Raw genomic sequence first — 17,736 nt, 5'->3', positions numbered from 1 at the left:
CCTCCCAGCGTGACACTCGAAAGACCTGTCGGACAGGGGTTAACGCCGTGATTCGCCGGGTGTCGGTCAGGTGCCGGCGCGGCGGCCGATCAGCACCACCCGGGTGCCGACCCTGCCCAGCTCCCACATTCGGACCGCGTCGGCGTGCAGCAGGTTGACGCAGCCGTGCGAGCCGATCGACGTGTCGTGCAGGTAGGTGGTGGTTTCGTGGAAGCCCATGCCCTGGGTGAAGTGTTGCCAGTACGGCAGCCACACCTCGTACGGGTCGGACCACTCTTTGGGGTTGCGGAAGTTGACGGTGAACGTGCCGGCCGGGGTGCGGTAGCCGGCCATGCCGGTGCGGGTCACCGTCGGCGGCATGATCACCTTGCCGCCACGGACCGCCCAGACGGTCTGCCGGGTCAGGTCGACGCAGAACGTGGTGCCCGTGCCGGCCCTGCACCGGGCCGGGTCGGTGGTGGCGAGGCGCTGGGCCACGTCGTACGTGGTCGGTCCGGCGCGACCCTCGACGGGGCGAATGCCGTACCTCTTCTGGAACTTCTTGATCGCGGCGCAGTCGGCGGCGGACTGCCGCCCGTCCACGGTCACGGCCCCGAACCCACCCAGTCGGGCCAGGTAGGTCTCCACCTCGCGCTGGTGCTGGCCCTGCGGGCAGCCGGCGACCGTCGGCGCACCGGTGGTGGTGGTCGGCTTCGGCGTCGCGCTCCGGGTGGGTTTCGGCGCCGGGGGCCGGGTCGCCTTCGGCGTGGGGGTGGTGGGTGCGGCCGGTGTCGGCCGGCCGCGCTGGTCCGGGCCGGGCGTGGCGCTCGCCCCCGTTGCCTGTTCCGCCGCACCGGCTGGGGCGGCTCCCCCGCCACCACTCCCACCGGACTGCGGATCGAACGCGCACGCACCGGCGCCGACCAGCACAACCACCACCAGGGCGACCAGTCGGGAAGTGATTCGGACACGTCGCACTCGAACCTCCCCAACTCTCGTCCCATTACTAGACGTTCGTGAGTGCCGTCACGGTTGCGGCCGGTGAGCATCTTTCTTCGGAGATCCCACATCGTGCAACACTGGATGGTCGGCCAGCGGCGGGTATGCGACCCGTTCCAGCCGGACGGCCAACCGAGGAGAGGACGCTGGCGTGAGCGGTGGACCACTGATCGTGCAGTCGGACAAGACGCTGCTGCTGGAGATCGACCACCCCGACGCGCAGGCCTGCCGGATGGCGATCGCGCCGTTCGCGGAGCTGGAGCGCTCACCGGAGCACGTGCACACCTACCGGCTGACCCCGCTGGGCCTGTGGAACGCCCGGGCGGCGGGGCACGACGCTGAGGGTGTCGTCGACTCGCTGCTCAAGTACTCCCGCTACCCGGTGCCGCACGCGCTGCTCGTGGACGTGGCCGACACGATGGACCGGTACGGGCGGCTCCAACTCGCCAACGACCCCGCGTACGGGCTGGTGCTGCGCGCGCTGGACCGGCTGGTGCTGATCGAGGTGGCCAAGAGCAAGAAGCTCGCCGGGATGCTCGGCGACAAGATCGACGACGACACGATCCGGGTGCACCCGTCCGAGCGTGGCCGGCTCAAGCAGGCGCTGCTCAAGCTGGGCTGGCCGGCGGAGGACCTGGCCGGCTACGTGGACGGCGAGGCGCACCCGATCGAGCTGGCCGAGGCCGGCAAGGACGGGCGCAAGCCGTGGACGCTGCGGTCGTACCAGCGGGAGGCCGTCGAGGCGTTCTGGGCCGGCGGGTCGGGTGTGGTGGTGCTGCCATGCGGCGCCGGCAAGACACTGGTCGGCGCGGCGGCGATGGCCGAGGCGAAGGCGACCACGCTGATTTTGGTCACCAACACGGTCGCCGGCCGGCAGTGGAAGCGGGAGCTGATCGCCCGCACGTCGCTGACCGAGGAGGAGATCGGGGAGTACTCGGGCGAGCGCAAGGAGATCCGCCCGGTCACCATCGCGACGTACCAGGTGCTCACCTCGCGGCGCGGCGGCGCGTTCACCCACCTGGACCTGTTCGGGGCCCGCGACTGGGGTCTGGTCGTCTACGACGAGGTGCACCTGCTGCCCGCGCCGATCTTCCGGTTCACCGCGGACCTCCAGGCCCGTCGTCGGCTGGGCCTGACGGCGACGCTGGTACGCGAGGACGGCCGCGAGGGTGACGTGTTCAGCCTGATCGGCCCGAAGCGGTACGACGCGCCGTGGAAGGACATCGAGTCGCAGGGCTGGATCGCCCCGGCCGAGTGCACCGAGGTCCGGGTGACCCTGACCGACGCGGAGCGGATGTCGTACGCGACGGCGGAGGCCGAGGAGCGCTACCGGATGGCGGCGACCGCCCGCACGAAGCTGCCGGTGGTGAAGGCGCTCGTGGACCGGCACCCGGACGACCAGGTGCTGGTGATCGGGGCGTACATCGACCAGCTGCACCAGCTCGGCGAATATCTCGACGCGCCGATCATCCAGGGTTCGACGACGAACAAGGAGCGGGAGCGGCTGTTCGACGCGTTCCGCACCGGTGAGATCCGCACCCTGGTGATCTCGAAGGTGGGCAACTTCTCCATCGACCTGCCGGAGGCGGCGGTGGCGATCCAGGTGTCGGGGACGTTCGGGTCGCGGCAGGAGGAGGCGCAGCGGTTGGGGCGGGTGCTCCGGCCGAAGGCCGACGGGCGGCAGGCGCACTTCTACACGGTGGTGTCCCGGGACACGATCGACACCGAGTACGCGGCGCACCGGCAGCGCTTCCTCGCCGAGCAGGGGTACGCGTACACGATCGTCGACGCCGACGACGTCCTCGGCCCGTCGCTGCCGTCCATCGACTGACCCGCCACCCGGCGGCCCGCGGCCGGCTCCCGGCGGCCGTGATCGACTCGGTTTGCAGGAAGTCGGGGCGTCCAGGGCAGGTTGATGCCCCGACTTCACGAAAGCCGAGTCGATCGATGCCCAGCCGAGCCAGCCGAGCCAGCCGAGCCAGCCGACTGGACGATGCTCGCCGATGCCCTGGTCACGGCACGCGGTGGCACGTAGACACCCGCCGGGCGGAAGCTCCCGCGTCGCGAACTCACGCGCCGCGAGTCCTGCCGGTATAGCTGATCAACGCCGGCGGGACTCGGCGACGAAGACGCCGCGACCTGGACGACCCACCAGCACACCGTCGCCACGCAGCCTCGCCACCGCCCGGCTGATCGTGGACTGGGAGACGTCGTATTCATCTGCCAGCACCCGCCCGGACGGGAGTTGCGACCCGGGCGCGTAGGTACCGTCCTTGATCTTTTTCAGGAGATCGTCGAGCAGTTCGTCCATCGTGGGCGGGATAGGCACGTGGAGCCCCTTGCAGTCGGTTGGCCCGCCCAGTATTGATCAGCTCCTTCGACACAGGCAACGCATGTAGCACGGATGACATAAGTGGGTAGATGACTCGGAGACATGCTTGACATAGGTGACTCAGTGGCAATAGCGTCGCTCTCGGTGATGCGGTGCTGCTGCGGTCGGTTGGCGCCTCTCGTACTGGTCTCGCATCACCGCCGAGATCCTCACCCGCCGCGCTCCCCCAGCGCGGCCTGCTGCCGCACCTCCGGAGCGGCCGCAGGGCGGGGCGGTCTCCGCCGAGCGCAACCGGCGGAGGCCGCCCCCGTACGTCGATCCATCCGACGAAGGGCAGTCACCGTGCGCAACCTGATCCGTCAGCCGGGCCCCCGCGACGAAGAACGTCAGACGCGAGAGCGGACCGCGGCGCGGACGGCCCGGTCGACGAACCGCCGCCTCCGATGAGCGACCGCTGGGTGATCCACCTGCCGATCACCGCGCCGGACCTGCTGCGCGCGCGGATCTTCGCGCGTACCGCGGCTCGGGTGTTGGTCCGACTCACCGCGCGGGTCGAACCGGGCGGGGTGACCGTCTCGGCGGAGGACCAGCAGGGCGTACATCATTGGGTGTTCTGTGACCGACCGCTGCCCGGCGGCGGGCGGTGTGGGCTGCCCACCGACCACACCGCGCGCTGTGCGCGACGCTCGCGCTGACGCGTAGCCGGCGGCCGGCCGTGCCGACTCACCCGGTCGGGGTGGTACCGCTCAACGGGAGAAGCCGCGCACGAGCACGGCCAGCCGCTGCTCGTGGCCGGCGCGGCGGAGCCGTCCGCTGCGCATCAGCGTGACCAGACCGTGCAGACCGCTCCAGAACGTCTCGGTGAACGTCTCCAGGTCGTCGTCCCCGGCGGCGGGGCGCACCGTCTCGGCCAGCTCGGCGAAGCCTCGGGCCAGGTCGGTCGGGACGCTCTGGCTGGCGAACGGCAGGTCCACGGCGAGGGTGAACATCGCGTCGTAGAGCGCGGGACGCCGCTCGGCGAACGCGACATACGCCGCCGCGACGTCGGCGACCGCCTGCCGGGGATCGGCGGCCGAGGCGCGGGCCGAGGCGAGCGCGGTGGCCAGCTCGGCGAAGCCCTCGACGGCGACCGCCGCCATGATGGCGTCCTTGCCCTTGAAGTGGCTGTAGAGGACGGGCTGGCTGTATTCGATCTCGGCGGCGAGCCGCCGGGTGGTGACCGCGTCCCAGCCTTCCGTCAGGGCCAGGTCGCGGGCCGCGGCGACGATGGCCCGTTCCCGTTCCGCCCGGTCGCGCTCCCGGCGTGCCTGCGTCGACATGACAGTGACTCTAGCACCGCTAGCGATCCTGTCGATGCTCTGCTAGCGTCGCTCTTACATCTAGCAGCGCTAGCAATTGGAGCGGACCATGTTGACCCCCCTCGCCTACGGGCTCGCCGTCGTGCTCAACCTCTTCGTCGTCTTCATCGGTGTGCGGTTCCTGCTGGTGCCCACCGCGTCGGCTGCCGGGTACGGCGTACCGGCCCGGCCGGACGGAGATCGGGCCTACCTCACCGTCAAGGGAGTACGCGATCTCAGCTACGGGCTGCTCGGCCTCGCCCTGATCGCCTTCACCAGCGCCGACGCGGTCGCCTGGTTCATGCTGGTCGTCGCGCTCGTCCCGCTGGGCGACACCGTCATCGTGCTCCGCAACGGCGGAACGAAGGCCGTAGCCTTCGGCATCCACTTCGCCACCGCCGTCGTCGTCCTCCTCGACGCCGCCCTACTGTTCGCCCTGTAGCCACCGGCCGGACCAGGCCGGACCAGGCCGGACCAGGCCGGACCAGGCCGGACCGCGCCTTGATCGACTCGGCCTCCTGAAAGTCGGGGCAACCGGGGCAGGTTGATGCCGCGGTTTCACGGAAGCCGAGTCGATCAAGGCGCGGGAGCACCCGCCGCCGGACGCGGGCGACGCCGCCGGACGCGGGCGACGCGGGCGCGTTACGACGTGGGGGGTGGGCAGCGGTCGGGGAGGGTGACCTCGCCGGGGTGGTGGTCGAAGGTGTCCATCGTGAACCACTCGTCCAACTCCGGGTCGAAGAGGTTCTGTAGGCCGAACTGCAACACCTGCCACCACCGGGTCGGGTCCCGCTGGTCGACGTAGATGTCGCCGAGCGCGAGCGGAAACCGGAAGAACTCCCCTGGCACTGTGGACCCGCCGACGACGCCGACCCGCCAGTGGTCGACGTGCCGGTCCTGGGCACCCTGCAGGACCTCCGGTCCCACGTACCGCGCGGTCTTCAGTTTGTCGTTGAAGATCTGCCGGTTGAAGAACCCCGGGACCTTGCTGCACGCGCGGGGCGGGAAGAGCGGGATGTTCGGCCACTTGTAGGTGAGCGTGTAGAGCGTGTTCTCGTAGATCAGGTTGGTGAACCAGATCGGGTGTTCCGGGCCGCCGGCGGTCATCTGACTGTTGCCGTTGCGGCCCTGCCAGCTGAACGGCACGTCGATGCCGAGGTCCCGCACGATGTACCGGCCGGTGCCCTGGAAGTCGGCGGGAAGCAGCGGTGGGCGCGGGTCGCGTGGGTCGGGGGCGGTGGGACCGTCGGCCTGGGCCGCGCGGGGCAGCGGCGCCGCCGCCGGACCCGGCGCGACCACGCCGAGAGCGAACAGGCCGCCGGCCACCGCCGAAACCAGAGCCCGCAGGGTACGCCTCGACGCCATGTCCCCTCCGCCAACGTGCACAGTGGCCGGCGCACTGACCGTGCGTGCCTTCGGCGAAGCGTAGGAGCGGGAAAAACGTGAGAGCGGGCGGAACGAACGGCCTCCACCGGACGGGTGACGCACCCCGATCAACTCGGCTTCCAGAAAGTCGCGGCATCCCGGACAGGTTGATGCCCCGGTTTCACCAAAGCCGAGTTGATCAAAGCATGCGCATTGTCTGACTGCTCAGGCCGCGCGCAGCTTCCGTAGGACGTACTGGTTGAGGCTCATCCCATCCTCGGCAGCCTCGATGGCGAGTTCGCGATGCAGACTCTCCCCGACACGGAGGTTGAACTTGCCCGAATAGCTTCGTTCCGCGAATGGCTGCGGCACCGCCTCGCCCTGCTCCTCCATGTCCGCGATCACCTCCTGCACGAGACGCTGAAGGCCTTGCAGCGCCTCCACCTGTGCGGGGGCCAGCCAGGATAGCGACGGAAACTCGGCGCAGGTGGCGACGAACTCCTGGTCATCGACAGACCAGGTGACGCGGTATGTGTAATGCGTGATCTCGGGACGGGCGTCGGGTTGCATCACATCGCCTCCTTCAGAGGACGCGGGTCACCCGCTCGGCGGCGACGATCGCGTCCCGTCGCGCTGGGTCGAGGTTGGCGCTGATCACCACGGACGCACCGGCCGAGAGGGGCGCGAGCAGCCACTTCAACGGCTCCTCGTGCTCGGCGGCGTCGACGAGCAGCCGGTCGCCGGCGCGCAGGTCCAGCATCTTCGCGTACTCCTTGGCGATCGCGCCCCACTGCCCGTAGGTGGTGCCGTCCGCGGTGGCCGGGTCCGACGGGCGGATCGCGGTGTGGTCGGGCGTTGCCTCGCCGTGGCGAAGCACCTCGGCGGACCAGTCCAACCAACCCAGCGGCACGTCGGCCAACCGTCCCGGGCCGGTGCCGACGAGGTAGCGGTGTGGCGCGTCCGGCACATCCTCCAGCCAGTCGTCCTGCCGCTGCGGAGTCACCAGGACCGCGTCGAACGGCCGGTCGCCGCCGGATTCGAGCACCGCCAGGCCCGCGGTGGCGCGCGGCCGGAACGACACCGCCAGGCCCGAGGCCCACGCGCCCAACAACACCGCGGCGGTACGCCAGTGCGGTGGCAACAGCACCGCTACGCGGCTGCCGGGGCCGAGACCGCAGCCGTCCCGCAGCAGGCTCGCGCTGCGCGCCGCCCAGGAACCGACCTGCTGTGCGGTCAGGTCGACACGCTCGCCGGTCGCCTCGTCGCGGTAACTGAGCAGGGGCTGCTCGGCGTCGGCGGGCTGGGCCGCCAGCTCGTCCGTGACGGTTGCCTGCATCTCCACGCTCCCCGGGTTGACGTCGACCCCACCCTACGCAACGACTTTGGTCGCGCCGGTCGTCGCCCGATGGCCGTATCGAGTGGCCGACTGGCCGGCGCACGGTGCGGGTGAGCCCCGTAACGCCGAGGAGCGCCCGTGCGTACTGAACCCGATCCCGCCGACGGCCCCGCCACCACCCCGCGGCCCGCCACCACAGACCATCCTGTCGCCACTGACCCGCACGCCAGCGCTGACCGGCACGCCAGCGCTGACCGCCCCGCCACCGTAGACCGCCCGGCCACCACCGGCCGGCTGCCGCTGCGTCGGCGGCTCCTGCCCGTCATCGCGTTGCTGCTGCTCGCGCCGTGGGCGGCGGAGTGCTCGTGGGGCGGCTTCGCCATCGACGACTTCCTCCCGGTGCTGATCTTCCTGGGTCCCATGTACGGCGGCGCGGCGATCCTGATCCGGGAGACCGCCCGGCACCTCGGCGCGGGCTGGCCGACGATCGTGCTGCTCGCCGCCGCGTTCGGCGTACTCCAGGCCGGGCTTGTCGACCAGTCACTGTTCAACCCCGACTTCCTCGACGACACCCAGTACGCCGACACCCGGGCCGCCGCCGAGGCGACACTGGTGCCGGGGCTCGAATTCAGCCTCCGGCAGGCGTTCGACTACGTGGGTAACCACATCGTGCTGACGATCTGCGCGCCGATCGTGCTCATCGAGTCGTTCCTCGGGGCGGACCGCCGGCTTCGGCCGTGGCTGGGCCGACCCGGTCTCCTCGTCGTCGGTCTGATCTACCTGCTCGGCAGTCTGTTCATCTTCTCGAACATCAACGACGACAAGGGCTTCCTGGCCAGCCCACTCCAACTGACCTTCGCGGCGTCGCTGGTCCTTGCCCTCGTCGCGACGGCCCTGCTCCCTCGCTGGCGCCGTCCCCGCCCGCGCCGGAGCCGTCGGGTGCCGCATCCGCTCTGGGTGGGTCTGCCTGTCGTCCTCGTCCGCCTCGGCTCCGACCTGTCGCCCGGCTGGCCGGGGATGATCGTCGCACTTTCGCTCGCCGCCGTCGCCGGAGGGCTGATCGCGTACCTGTCGACGCGCGGCGGTTGGGGGCAGCGGCACGTGCTTGTCGCCGGCAGCGCGGGCCTGGTCATGGCCGCCGCGTTCGCGTACGTGGTGCCGCCGTACTCCCCGGCGAGCCCGGCGGCGGCCCTGGCCGGCGACATCGCGGTCACCGTCGTCACGGTCACCCTGGTCGTGGGTGCCTGGTGGCGGCTGCGACGACCTTCGCCGACTGTTCATGTCGGCGCAAGCTGACGCTCCCCCACAACTGTCAGCCTCCGTGCGGGTACGACCTAACGGAGGAAGTCCTTGACTCTCAGAAGAGCATTCACCGCGCTCACCGCAGCCGGTGTCGCCGCCGCCAGCCTGACCGGGGCCACCCCCGCGTCGGCAGGCGGGCACCACCACCCGCCGCTCGCCTTCGACCGGGTCGCCACGTATCCGGTGTTCCAGAACCGTCCGGCCGGTGAGGACCCGGCGACCCCGACGGTCGCCGAGATCTCGGCGGTCAGCGAGGACGGCCGCACCCTGATCCACACCGACGCGCTGGCCCGGCGCATCGGCTTCCTGGACATCTCCCGCGCCGACCGACCGCGCGGCCTCGGCACGCTCTCCCTGGCACAGCTCGGCGACGCCGAGGACGAGCCCACCTCGGTCGCCGTGGTCGGTCGGTACGTGCTGGTGGTGGTCAACACCAGCGGCAGCTTCACCGCGCCGTCGGGTCGGCTCGACGTGATCGAGCTGGCCAGCCGCAAGCGGGTGGCCAGCTTCGACCTCGGTGGCCAGCCCGACTCGATCGCGATCAGCAAGGACAGGCGGTACGCCGCGATCGCCATCGAGAACGAGCGCGACGAGGAGGCCACCCCGCCCGGCGGCGAGGAGGGCGACCTGCCCCAGGCGCCCGCCGGCTTCGTGCAGATCGTCGACCTGACCGGGAAGTCCCCGGCCGGTTGGCGGCTGCGCCCGGTCGCGCTGACCGGCGCCGACGGGAGCGCCCTGCCCGCCCTGGCCCAGGCCGGTCTCGCCGCGCCGACCGACCCCGAGCCGGAGTACGTCTCGATCAACAACCGCAACCAGTTGGCCGTGACGCTCCAGGAGAACAACGGCGTTGCCCTCATCGACCTGCCCACCGGCCGGCTCACCACGGTGTTCAGCGCCGGCACCGCCACGATCAACGGGATCGACACCAGGAAGGACGGTGTCATCGACCTGACCGGCAGCATCACCGACGTGCCCCGCGAGCCGGACGCGGTGGCCTGGGTCGACGACCGTTACCTGGCCACGGCCAACGAGGGTGACTGGCACGGCGGCACCCGGGGCTGGTCGGTCTTCGACAGCCGCACCGGCCGCGTCGCCTGGGACGCCGGCAACACCTTCGAACGGCTCGCCGTGACGTACGGGCTCCACAACGAAGACCGAGCCGGCAAGAAGGGCACCGAGCCGGAGGGCGTGGCCGTCGCCGAGTACGACGGCGTGCGGTACGCGTTCGTCGGCTCGGAGCGCAGCAACTTCGTCGCCGTCTACGACCTCAGCCGCCCGACGGCACCTGTGTTCACGCAGATCCTGCCGACCACGAACGGGCCGGAAGGGCTGCTGCCCATCCCGTCCCGTGGGCTGCTCGCGGTCTCCAGCGAGGAGGACGACGCCTCGGTGAACGTCCGGGCCTCGGTGTCGCTGTTCCAACTCGGCAAGGGCACGCCCGCGTTCCCGAGCATCGTCTCCGGCACCGACCGGGCCGGTACGCCGATCGGTTGGGGTGCCCTCGGCGCGCTGAGCGCGGTACCGGGCAAGCGGGACCAGCTCTACAGCGTCACCGACGCGGCGTACAGCCAGACCCGGATCCTGACCATCGACGCGAAGCGGACCCCCGCCGTGATCACCGGCGCGCTGCCGGTCAAGGACGCGACCGGGGTGCCGGTCGGGTACGACGCGGAGGGCATCGTCGCCCGCCCGCAGGGCGGCTTCTGGCTCGCCGTCGAGGGTGCCAAGGGTGCGGAGAACAAGCTGGTTCGGCTCGACGACGCCGGGGTGACCCGGCAGACCGTCGCGCTGCCCGCCGAGGTCGCCGCCGGCCTGGGCAAGCAGGGCCTGGAGGGCGTCACGGCGACCACCGACCGGCAGGGCCGGGAGATCGTCTGGGTGGCCGTGCAGCGGGAGCTGAGCACCGACCCGGCCGGGATCGTCCGGCTGGGCCGCTTCGACGTCACCGCGGGCACCTGGAGCTGGTACGGCTACCAGTTGGGCGCCACCAGCACGCCCGGTGACTGGATGGGCCTCTCCGAGATCACCGTGGTCGGCGACCGGCTCGCGGTCATCGAGCGGGACAAGCTCAACGGTCCGGCCGCCGCGGTCAAGCGGATCTACACGGTGCCGCTGCCGGGCGCGGCGGCGACCGGCCCGCTGACCGTGCTGCCGAAGACGCTCGCCGTCGACGTGCTGCCCGCGCTGCGCGCCACGAACGGCTGGACCCAGGAGAAGCTGGAGGGCCTGACCGTGGCCGGCAACGGCGAGGTGTACGCGATCACCGACAACGACGGAGTGCAGGACGCCACCGGCGAGACGGTGCTCCTGCGGCTGGGCCCCAGCCGGAAGGTCTTCGGACGCCGCTGATCGGCACCGCTCGGAGAAGTCACCTCGGCCCGGCGTCCACAGGCGTGGACGCCGGGTCGCCTTCTCTTCCAGCACGAGGTTGTCGACCCGCGGCCGTCCCGCCGACGCGAGAGCCGAACAGTTTCTTCGGTCGCGCAGAGGGCATCACGCAAAACTGCCGTGGGTGCCACAGTCGAACAGTTCGAGCGTCGAGGTGACCGCCCCGGTCCGTCGCGGACCTCGCCGGGCCGGCGAGCCGGGTGGCACACTGAGCGCCGTGACGGCAGCGACCCGCGACAGTGCCCCGCCGAGCGAGACCGAGGGCACCGACCGAGGGCTGGAACGCCTGGTCTTCTTTTCCGACGCGGTGATCGCGATCGCGATGACGTTGCTCGCGATCGAGCTGCCGCTGCCGGAGGGCGACGACGACACGGCCCGCTGGCGTTCGCTCGGCGAGCTGCTCACCGGGGAATACCTGTCGTTCCTGCTCAGCTTCGTGGTGATCGGCGCCTTCTGGTGGGTCCACCACCGGCTCTTTCAGCGGGTGGCCCGGATGGGCCCATGGATCGCCTGGCTGAACCTGCTCTTCCTGTTCACCATCGTCGTCCTGCCACTCGCCACCCGGCTGCACCGCGAGGAAGGCGCCGAGCAGGTAGGCGTCGTCGCGTACGCCACCGTGGTCGTTGCCGTCGGCGTCAGCCTGCTCCTACTGCTCTGGCAGCTCCACCGCGCCGGACTGCTCCGGCCGGACAGCCCGCCGGGGACGGTGACGGGGACCGCGCGGGCCATCGCGGCACCTGTGTTCGCCTTCGCGATCTCGATCCCGATCGCGTTCGTCAGCACGACCGCCGCGCAGTACACCTGGCTGCTGCCCGTCGTGGTGCTCGTCGTCGTCCGCGGCTACCACCGGTGGCGGCGGGTCTAGTCCGGCGACGGCAGTAGGCGAATTTGGTTCGGTTCGCCTACTGCCGTCGCAGAACCAGGTGGTGGGGCAGCCCTGACCGTTAGGCAAGCCGCCGAGCGCGGGTGGCGGTGACCGTCGCGGTGCCACTGCTGGACAACCCGGAGATCAGGTACGCCCGGTAGGTGCCGTTCGGCAGCACCGTCCACAGGTCCGGTGTGCCGTCGGCGTTAATGTCGGCAGCCTGCAGCGTGCTGATCGCGACGCCGGTGTTCCAGTTCGTCGCCACCCGGTACTGGGTGTGCGTCAACGTGCCGGTGCCGTCACCGTTGTCGACCATGGTGACCCCGGTCCACAGGTACAGGTGCCCGGTGCCGGCGTTACGCAGGAAGAGAGCCACCCCCGACGCGGTCTCGGTGCTGGCGATCGTCCAGTTCTGCCAGTCCGCCGCGCCGGTCGGCGTGGGGTTGGTCAGGTCGGTGACACCGTAGTAGAGGCCCGGCGCGTGGAAGTTGGGGTGGTAGCCGAGCCGGTAGCCGTTTGTGGCGTCGCCGGCGATGCCGAACAGATCCGGGATGCTGGTGTCGACGCCGTCAGCCTGGAACGCGTTCGCGAGTTGCAGGGGGCTGTTGCCGTTGGCGTCGGCCAGAAACTCGTACGGGATGGAGAACTGGTTGTTGTAGGGGCTGGGCATCGTGCCGTCTCCGGCACCGCGGAGAAGGATGGCGGCACCGGCGGAGTTGCCGGTCGGGTAGTAATAGAGGAAGTCCTGGCGTGCGCTGCCGGTGAAGCGACCGGTGATGACCTGGGCGCCGTCGAAGTCCGCTCCGGACGCGTCTCCGACACCATTGCCGAGTAAGCCGATGTTGATGGCCGGAGTCTGCACCTTGCCGGTGCCGACGCCGGTCTTGCGAGACTTCAGGCCGAGCGCCGACCAGACGCCGGAGGCGAGGCGGGTGCCTGGGCCGCCGACAGTGACCAGGTCGGCGACGCCGTCACCGTTGAGGTCCTTGTCGACCGGACCGGTGGTGACGGTGGGCGTGGGCTTCGTCGCCGCCTGGGCCGGCAGGGCCGGGGCGAGCGCGGTCAGCGCCAGCGCCACGGGCGCGGTCCAGGCCAGCACGCGGCGGGATGTGAAGGACTTGGTCAAGGGTTCCCCCCGTGTCGTTGGGCGTTGCGGCTCGGACGGTAGCGGACAAGAGCAACTGTTCCGGCCACGTTCAACCCAGCCTCCGGGGCCTTGGTCCGCGCTACCTCGGTCGGCTTACTAGGCCGGCAGTGCCGGGCCGCCGTCGAGCAGCGGGGCGAGCAGGTCGTCGTACTCCTCGACCCGGGTCAGCACCTCGGCGGCGGTGAACTGGCGGACGGCCGGTTTCCGGCCGCGAGCGCCGGCCTCGACCTCGTCCCAGGTCAGCGGCGTCGACACCGACGGCACCGACTGGGCCCGCAGGGAGTACGGGGCGACTGTGGTCTTCGCCGCGTTGTTCTGACTCCAGTCGATGAAGACCTTGCCGGGGCGCAGGTTCTTCGCCATCTTCGACACGATCAGCTTCGGGTGCGCCTGCTCCAACTCCTGGGCGATCCGCCGGGCGTAGGCGGAGACGTCGTCGGCGGGCTGGGTGCCCGCGATCGGGCAGCAGAGCTGCATGCCCTTCTTGCCTGACGTCTTCGGGTACGACTCGATGCCGTCGTCGGCGAGCCGGTCGCGCATCAGCACCGCCACCGGACAACACTCGGCCAGCCCGGCCGGCGGCCCCGGGTCCAGGTCGACGACCATCATGTCCGGGTGCTCGCCGACCTTCCACTGCGGCGTGTGCAGCTCCAGCGCTGCCAGGTTGGCCAGCCAGACCAGGGTGGGCAGGTCGTCGGCGACCACGTAGTCGATTGTCTCCCGGCCCTTCGTCGACCCCGGGGCGGGCAGATTTTCCACCCGTACCCAGTCCGGGGTCGCGGCCGGCGTGTTCTTCTCGAAGAACGACTTGTCGTCGACCCCGTTGGGAAAGCGGATCCGGGTCAGTGGCCGGTCCCGCAGGTGCGGCAGCAGCACCGGCGAGATGCGGGTGTAGTAGTCGATCACCTCACCCTTGGTGAACCCCGCCGCCGGATAGAGCACCTTGTCCAGGTTGGAAAGCTCCAGCGGGCGGCCCTCGACGTCCACCCGTAGCCGCTCAGCCGGCATCCTCGACCTCCTCCGGCGGCTTGTCCGGGCGCAACCGCAGCACCCGGGGGAAGCGCAGTCGGCCGTCCGGGGTGCGCTGGCCGTACTTCACCTCCACCACCACCCGGGGTTCTACCCAGATGGCGCCCCGGGCATCCTCGCGCGGCACACCCGGCGCGAACGGTGACACGCCGGAGCGCAGCGGCTCCAGCTCGGCGAGGAGCTGCCGTTCGATGGCCGCGCCGATCCCACCGCCCACCCGCCCCCGGTAGACCAGCCGGCCGTCCGGGCCGGGCACCCCGACCAGCAGCCCGCCGATCCGACGCGCGCCCGGTCGCCAGCCGCCGATGACGAAGTCGCCGGTCACCTCCAACTTGACCTTCACCCAGTCCGGCGAGCGCACCCCCGGGCGGTAGACGGCACCGACCCGCTTGGCCATCACGCCCTCCAGGCCGTGCTCACCGGCCGCCTCGTAGGTGGCCGGGCCGTCGGCGAAGACCGGCGGCACCGCCCACCGGGTGCTGCCGAGGGTGAGCGCGTCCAGTGCCTCCCGGCGGCGCTCGTACGGCCAGCCGGTCAGGTCGTCCCCGTTCAGCCGCAGCAGGTCGAAGATCATGTACGTCACCGGCATGACCGCCGCCAGGCGGGCCGCCTTGTTGCGGTCCCGCACGTGCATCCGCTCGGCCAACGCGGTGAACGACGGTTGTCCGCCCGCGCCGAGCAGCACCACCTCGCCGTCGAGCAGGGCATCGTCGACCTGCTCGGGCAGGGTGGCCAGCTCGGGGTACGCGGCGGTGATCTCCACGCCGGAGCGGGCGTACAGGTGCTGGTCGCCGCCGGAGATGTCGGCGAGCGCGCGGACCCCGTCCCACTTGAACTCGTACGCCCAGCCGGCACCCGCCGGGAGCGGCCCGGTCATCGCGAGCATCGGCTTGAGCGGCGCGCCGGGCACGACCCGACTGTAGTAGCAGGCCGAACACCTCGCGTCATGTTCTTTCGGATGCGAGCATGGTCGATACCGGGGAAGGGAGCGCAGGATGCGTGCCATCTGGAAGGGAGCCGTGTCGTTCGGGCTCGTCTCGATCGGGGTGAAGCTCTACTCCGCGACCGAGGAGAAGGACATCCGGTTCCACCAGGTGCACCGCGAGGACGGTGGTCGGATCCGCTACAAGCGCACCTGCTCGGTCTGCGGCGAGGAGGTCACCTACGACGACATCGCCAAGGGCTACGACATCGGCGGCGGCGAGATGGTGATCCTCACCGACGAGGACTTCGCCGACCTGCCGTTGACCAGCTCCCGCGCGATCGACGTGTTGGAGTTCGTGCCGGCCGAGCAGGTCGACCCGATCCTCTACAACAAGGCGTACTTCCTCGAGCCGGAGGGCACGGCCACCAAGCCGTACGTGCTGCTGCGCGACGCGCTCATCGACTCGGAGCGGGTGGCCATCGTCAAGGTGGCGCTGCGCCAGCGGGAGCAGCTCGCCACCCTGCGGGTCCGCGAGGGGGTGCTGCTGCTCAACACCATGCTCTGGCCGGACGAGATCCGTACCCCGGATTTCGGTTTCCTCGACGAGGACCTCAAGGTGCGCCCGCCGGAGCTGGCGATGGCCAGTTCCCTGATCGACTCGATGACCGGCGAGTTCGAGCCGGACGTCTTCACCGACGACTACCGGGCCGCGTTGCAGGAGGTCATCGACGCCAAGGTGGAGGGTCGAGAGGTCGTCCAGCCGGAGGAGGCCGAGGAGGCCCCGGCCGCGGCGGTGGACCTGATGGCCGCGTTGAAGGCGTCGGTGGAACGGGCCAAGGCGGCCCGCGGCGAGCAACCCGCCGGTGGCGGTGGCGGTGAGCCGACACCCATCTCGTCGGCCCGGTCGGCGCAGAAGGCGGCGGAGAAGAAGGCCGCCAAGGCCCCCGCGAAGAAGACCGCGGCCAAGAAGACGGCCGAGAAGAAGGCGGAGCCGGCGAAGAAGACGGCCGCCCGCAAGACCGCACCCCGCAAGAGCGCCTGACCGGCACGGCAGCGACGGCGATGTCCGGCGGGCCGGGTACGCTCCGCCGGCCGCTGGCCACCGGAGGAGCCCCCATGCCGTACACCCCTGACCTGGACCGGTTGTTGACGCCCGGCGCCCGCTTCACCGACCAGCACGGCGCGTACCTGATCGAGGTCCACCCGGTGGACGACGTCGTGCTTCCCACCGGCCAGGTGGTGGGGTGTGACCCGCTGGTGTGCCCGGAGGCCGAGCCGTTCACGGTCACCGTGGCCCCGGGGCGTTATCCCGCCCGCGCCTGGGTGGCCGTGGTGCTCCGGGAGGACGCCGAGGTGGACCGGCGGGTGGCCGCGCTGGAGCTGGTCGTCTCCGCCGAGCCCACCGTCAGGTGGGAACCGGCCGTCGCGGGCGACCAGGACGTCGCCACGCTCGGCGCGGACGACTACTTCGGGTACGGGGTGGACGCCGGCGCCGGCACCCTCGCCGACCCGACCGCGCTCGCCGCCCTGGAGGGCTGGGACGAGGAGCGGGTCGAGGAGGTCTTCATCCCCGAAGAGCTACCCATGTCGCCGGTGCGCGGGCTGATCACCGCCGTTCTGGACGAGGCCAGCGGCGCGAACGTCGTCACCGTGGCCACCGGTTGGGGCGACGGCTGCTACGGCACCTGGATCGGGCGTACCGCCGACGGCCGGGTCACCTCGTTCGTGACCGACTTCATGGTCGTCCCGGGATAACCGCCCGGGAAGGTCCCGGAACTGCCGCACTGGGCGATCCGAGGCGTCCGCGGCGGGCACGGTGGGCCGTGGTGCGGGTACCGTGTGCGTCGGCTTTCCCCCCGGCACCGGGTGCCGGCCACACTTCGCAGCAGGGAGTCGACGACGTGAGCGAGCGGACGCAGCAGGACCGGCCGGCGGACCAGGATCAGAGCCCGGCGACCAAGTCGGGGCGCCGGCTGGCCGCCCAGTTGGCGGCGAAGAAGGCCGCCGACCGGAAGCGTAAGCGCAACGCGGTGATCAGCGGCCTCGCCGCCGTCGTCGTTGCCGGAGGGTTGATCGCCGTCTTCGTGACGATCGGCGGCGGGGGCGACGACAAGCCCAAGAACCAGGCCGACGCGACCCCGTCCGCGACCGTCCCGGCCCCCGACGCCCCCGACGCCCCTGACGCCGCCGCGCCGCCCGCCCCACAGCTGCCCGCGGACGCCGATCCGGCGCTGAAGACCAAGCCGACGGTGAAGCCGGGCACGGGCGAGCTCACGAAGCTCGCGATCACCCCGCTGATCAAGGGGACCGGCCCGGCCGTGAAGAAGGGCCAGAACATCACCACCAACTACGTGGGGGTGTTCTACAAGGACGGCAAGGAGTTCGACTCGTCCTGGAAGGGCGGACAGCCGGCCAGCTTCCCGATCGGCGTCGGCCAGGTCATCCCCGGCTGGGACCAGGGCCTGGTCGGCGTGACCGTGGGCAGCCGGGTGCAGCTCGACATCCCCACGGACCTGGCGTTCGGCAAGGACGCCGCGTCCAAGGGTGCGCCGGAGGGCCCGCTGCGCTTCGTGGTGGACGTGCTCGCCGCCCAGTGACCCCGTCCTGATCGTCCCGGTTGCCGCCGGGGTGCGATGGCGTTGTTCACATGGGGCTTCCGGCCCGTCACCCAGCGGCAGTAGGTTCGGCGTCACCCCGGGCGGTTCGCCGTCCGGGGTGAGATCCGGGACTCC

At 71.0% G+C, this 17,736-nt stretch carries 18 protein-coding genes; 9 read left to right on the top strand and 9 right to left on the bottom strand.

Annotated features, from left to right (window positions below; translation table 11 throughout):
- Positions 1-66: 66 nt before the first annotated feature.
- A complete protein-coding gene (locus ACLQ29_RS09025; RefSeq protein ID WP_425771152.1) occupies positions 67-957 on the bottom strand; it encodes a L,D-transpeptidase family protein in 891 nt (296 codons plus the stop codon).
- A gap of 172 nt (positions 958-1,129) precedes the next feature.
- On the opposite strand from ACLQ29_RS09025, the gene ACLQ29_RS09020 reads away from it, so the two are divergent.
- Positions 1,130-2,809 (top strand): DNA repair helicase XPB, encoded by a 1,680-nt coding sequence (locus ACLQ29_RS09020; RefSeq protein WP_393365807.1) that lies wholly within the window; start codon positions 1,130-1,132, stop codon positions 2,807-2,809.
- Positions 2,810-3,079: 270 nt separating this feature from the next.
- Here ACLQ29_RS09020 and ACLQ29_RS09015 read toward each other — a convergent pair whose 3' ends face one another.
- A complete protein-coding gene (locus ACLQ29_RS09015) occupies positions 3,080-3,289 on the bottom strand; it encodes a winged helix-turn-helix domain-containing protein (RefSeq protein ID WP_393365805.1) in 210 nt (69 codons plus the stop codon).
- 464 nt (positions 3,290-3,753) lie between these two features.
- On the opposite strand from ACLQ29_RS09015, the gene ACLQ29_RS09010 reads away from it, so the two are divergent.
- On the top strand, positions 3,754-4,005 hold the full coding sequence (locus ACLQ29_RS09010; protein ID WP_425771151.1) for a hypothetical protein: 252 nt from the start codon (positions 3,754-3,756) through the stop codon (positions 4,003-4,005).
- A gap of 51 nt (positions 4,006-4,056) precedes the next feature.
- On the opposite strand, the gene ACLQ29_RS09005 is transcribed toward ACLQ29_RS09010, so the two are convergent.
- Entirely contained in the window at positions 4,057-4,629 is a 573-nt protein-coding gene (locus ACLQ29_RS09005) for a TetR/AcrR family transcriptional regulator (protein WP_425771150.1), read from the bottom strand.
- Positions 4,630-4,717: 88 nt separating this feature from the next.
- Here ACLQ29_RS09005 and ACLQ29_RS09000 point away from each other — a divergent pair, with 88 nt between their 5' ends.
- A complete protein-coding gene (locus ACLQ29_RS09000) occupies positions 4,718-5,089 on the top strand; it encodes a DUF4267 domain-containing protein (RefSeq protein ID WP_393365799.1) in 372 nt (123 codons plus the stop codon).
- Positions 5,090-5,289: 200 nt separating this feature from the next.
- On the opposite strand, the gene ACLQ29_RS08995 is transcribed toward ACLQ29_RS09000, so the two are convergent.
- The 3 genes from ACLQ29_RS08995 to ACLQ29_RS08985 all read right to left on the bottom strand — a co-directional run bounded on the left by ACLQ29_RS08995 (position 5,290) and on the right by ACLQ29_RS08985 (position 7,348).
- Positions 5,290-6,012, bottom strand: coding sequence for a hypothetical protein (locus tag ACLQ29_RS08995; RefSeq protein ID WP_425771149.1), 723 nt, complete (start codon positions 6,010-6,012; stop codon positions 5,290-5,292).
- A gap of 225 nt (positions 6,013-6,237) precedes the next feature.
- Positions 6,238-6,582 carry a type II toxin-antitoxin system HicB family antitoxin gene (locus ACLQ29_RS08990; protein ID WP_393367059.1) on the bottom strand — a complete coding sequence of 115 codons (345 nt, stop codon included), beginning with the start codon at positions 6,580-6,582 and terminating at the stop codon, positions 6,238-6,240.
- 13 nt (positions 6,583-6,595) lie between these two features.
- Positions 6,596-7,348, bottom strand: coding sequence for a TIGR03089 family protein (locus ACLQ29_RS08985; protein WP_425771148.1), 753 nt, complete (start codon positions 7,346-7,348; stop codon positions 6,596-6,598).
- 138 nt (positions 7,349-7,486) lie between these two features.
- Between ACLQ29_RS08985 and ACLQ29_RS08980 the strand changes: the two genes are divergently transcribed.
- The 3 genes from ACLQ29_RS08980 (at position 7,487) to ACLQ29_RS08970 (ending at position 11,903) form a co-directional block, all read left to right on the top strand.
- A complete protein-coding gene (locus ACLQ29_RS08980) occupies positions 7,487-8,644 on the top strand; it encodes a hypothetical protein (protein ID WP_425771147.1) in 1,158 nt (385 codons plus the stop codon).
- Between the two features lie 54 nt (positions 8,645-8,698).
- A complete protein-coding gene (locus ACLQ29_RS08975) occupies positions 8,699-10,999 on the top strand; it encodes an esterase-like activity of phytase family protein (protein WP_425771146.1) in 2,301 nt (766 codons plus the stop codon).
- Between the two features lie 256 nt (positions 11,000-11,255).
- Positions 11,256-11,903, top strand: coding sequence for a TMEM175 family protein (locus ACLQ29_RS08970; protein ID WP_425771145.1), 648 nt, complete (start codon positions 11,256-11,258; stop codon positions 11,901-11,903).
- A 79-nt stretch (positions 11,904-11,982) separates the two neighbouring features.
- On the opposite strand, the gene ACLQ29_RS08965 is transcribed toward ACLQ29_RS08970, so the two are convergent.
- The 3 genes from ACLQ29_RS08965 to ligD (ACLQ29_RS08955) all read right to left on the bottom strand — a co-directional run bounded on the left by ACLQ29_RS08965 (position 11,983) and on the right by ligD (ACLQ29_RS08955) (position 14,989).
- A complete protein-coding gene (locus ACLQ29_RS08965; protein ID WP_425771144.1) occupies positions 11,983-13,029 on the bottom strand; it encodes a hypothetical protein in 1,047 nt (348 codons plus the stop codon).
- Positions 13,030-13,146: 117 nt separating this feature from the next.
- A complete protein-coding gene (gene ligD, locus ACLQ29_RS08960) occupies positions 13,147-14,058 on the bottom strand; it encodes a non-homologous end-joining DNA ligase (RefSeq protein WP_425771143.1) in 912 nt (303 codons plus the stop codon).
- Positions 14,048-14,989 carry a non-homologous end-joining DNA ligase gene (gene ligD, locus ACLQ29_RS08955; protein ID WP_425771142.1) on the bottom strand — a complete coding sequence of 314 codons (942 nt, stop codon included), beginning with the start codon at positions 14,987-14,989 and terminating at the stop codon, positions 14,048-14,050. Before ligD (ACLQ29_RS08955) ends, ligD (ACLQ29_RS08960) begins: the two co-directional genes overlap by 11 nt.
- An 85-nt stretch (positions 14,990-15,074) precedes the next feature.
- Here ligD (ACLQ29_RS08955) and ACLQ29_RS08950 point away from each other — a divergent pair, with 85 nt between their 5' ends.
- From ACLQ29_RS08950 to ACLQ29_RS08940, 3 genes are all read left to right on the top strand, one after another.
- A complete protein-coding gene (locus tag ACLQ29_RS08950) occupies positions 15,075-16,046 on the top strand; it encodes a Ku protein (RefSeq protein ID WP_425771141.1) in 972 nt (323 codons plus the stop codon).
- A gap of 74 nt (positions 16,047-16,120) precedes the next feature.
- A complete protein-coding gene (locus ACLQ29_RS08945) occupies positions 16,121-16,759 on the top strand; it encodes a DUF4241 domain-containing protein (protein ID WP_425771140.1) in 639 nt (212 codons plus the stop codon).
- A 146-nt stretch (positions 16,760-16,905) separates the two neighbouring features.
- A complete protein-coding gene (locus ACLQ29_RS08940; protein WP_425771139.1) occupies positions 16,906-17,601 on the top strand; it encodes an FKBP-type peptidyl-prolyl cis-trans isomerase in 696 nt (231 codons plus the stop codon).
- Positions 17,602-17,736: the final 135 nt, after the last annotated feature.

The sequence above is a fragment of the Micromonospora sp. DT228 genome, from assembly GCF_049841595.1.
Lineage (GTDB): Bacteria > Actinomycetota > Actinomycetes > Mycobacteriales > Micromonosporaceae > Micromonospora.
The sequence above is the reverse complement of the archived record's forward strand: the minus strand, read 5'-3'. Positions and strand labels throughout refer to the sequence as shown.

What these genes read in the sequence shown, in the direction of transcription:
- ACLQ29_RS08990 (WP_393367059.1), bottom strand. Translation starts at nt 6,582, where the DNA reads ATGCAACCCGACGCCCGTCCCGAGATCACGCATTACACATACCGCGTC.
- ACLQ29_RS08995 (WP_425771149.1), bottom strand. Translation starts at nt 6,012, where the DNA reads ATGGCGTCGAGGCGTACCCTGCGGGCTCTGGTTTCGGCGGTGGCCGGC.
- ACLQ29_RS08950 (WP_425771141.1), top strand. Translation starts at nt 15,075, where the DNA reads ATGCGTGCCATCTGGAAGGGAGCCGTGTCGTTCGGGCTCGTCTCGATC.
- ACLQ29_RS09005 (WP_425771150.1), bottom strand. Translation starts at nt 4,629, where the DNA reads ATGTCGACGCAGGCACGCCGGGAGCGCGACCGGGCGGAACGGGAACGG.
- ACLQ29_RS08985 (WP_425771148.1), bottom strand. Translation starts at nt 7,348, where the DNA reads ATGCAGGCAACCGTCACGGACGAGCTGGCGGCCCAGCCCGCCGACGCC.
- ligD (WP_425771143.1), bottom strand. Translation starts at nt 14,058, where the DNA reads ATGCCGGCTGAGCGGCTACGGGTGGACGTCGAGGGCCGCCCGCTGGAG.
- ACLQ29_RS09000 (WP_393365799.1), top strand. Translation starts at nt 4,718, where the DNA reads ATGTTGACCCCCCTCGCCTACGGGCTCGCCGTCGTGCTCAACCTCTTC.
- ACLQ29_RS08945 (WP_425771140.1), top strand. Translation starts at nt 16,121, where the DNA reads ATGCCGTACACCCCTGACCTGGACCGGTTGTTGACGCCCGGCGCCCGC.
- ACLQ29_RS09015 (WP_393365805.1), bottom strand. Translation starts at nt 3,289, where the DNA reads ATGGACGAACTGCTCGACGATCTCCTGAAAAAGATCAAGGACGGTACC.
- ACLQ29_RS09010 (WP_425771151.1), top strand. Translation starts at nt 3,754, where the DNA reads ATGAGCGACCGCTGGGTGATCCACCTGCCGATCACCGCGCCGGACCTG.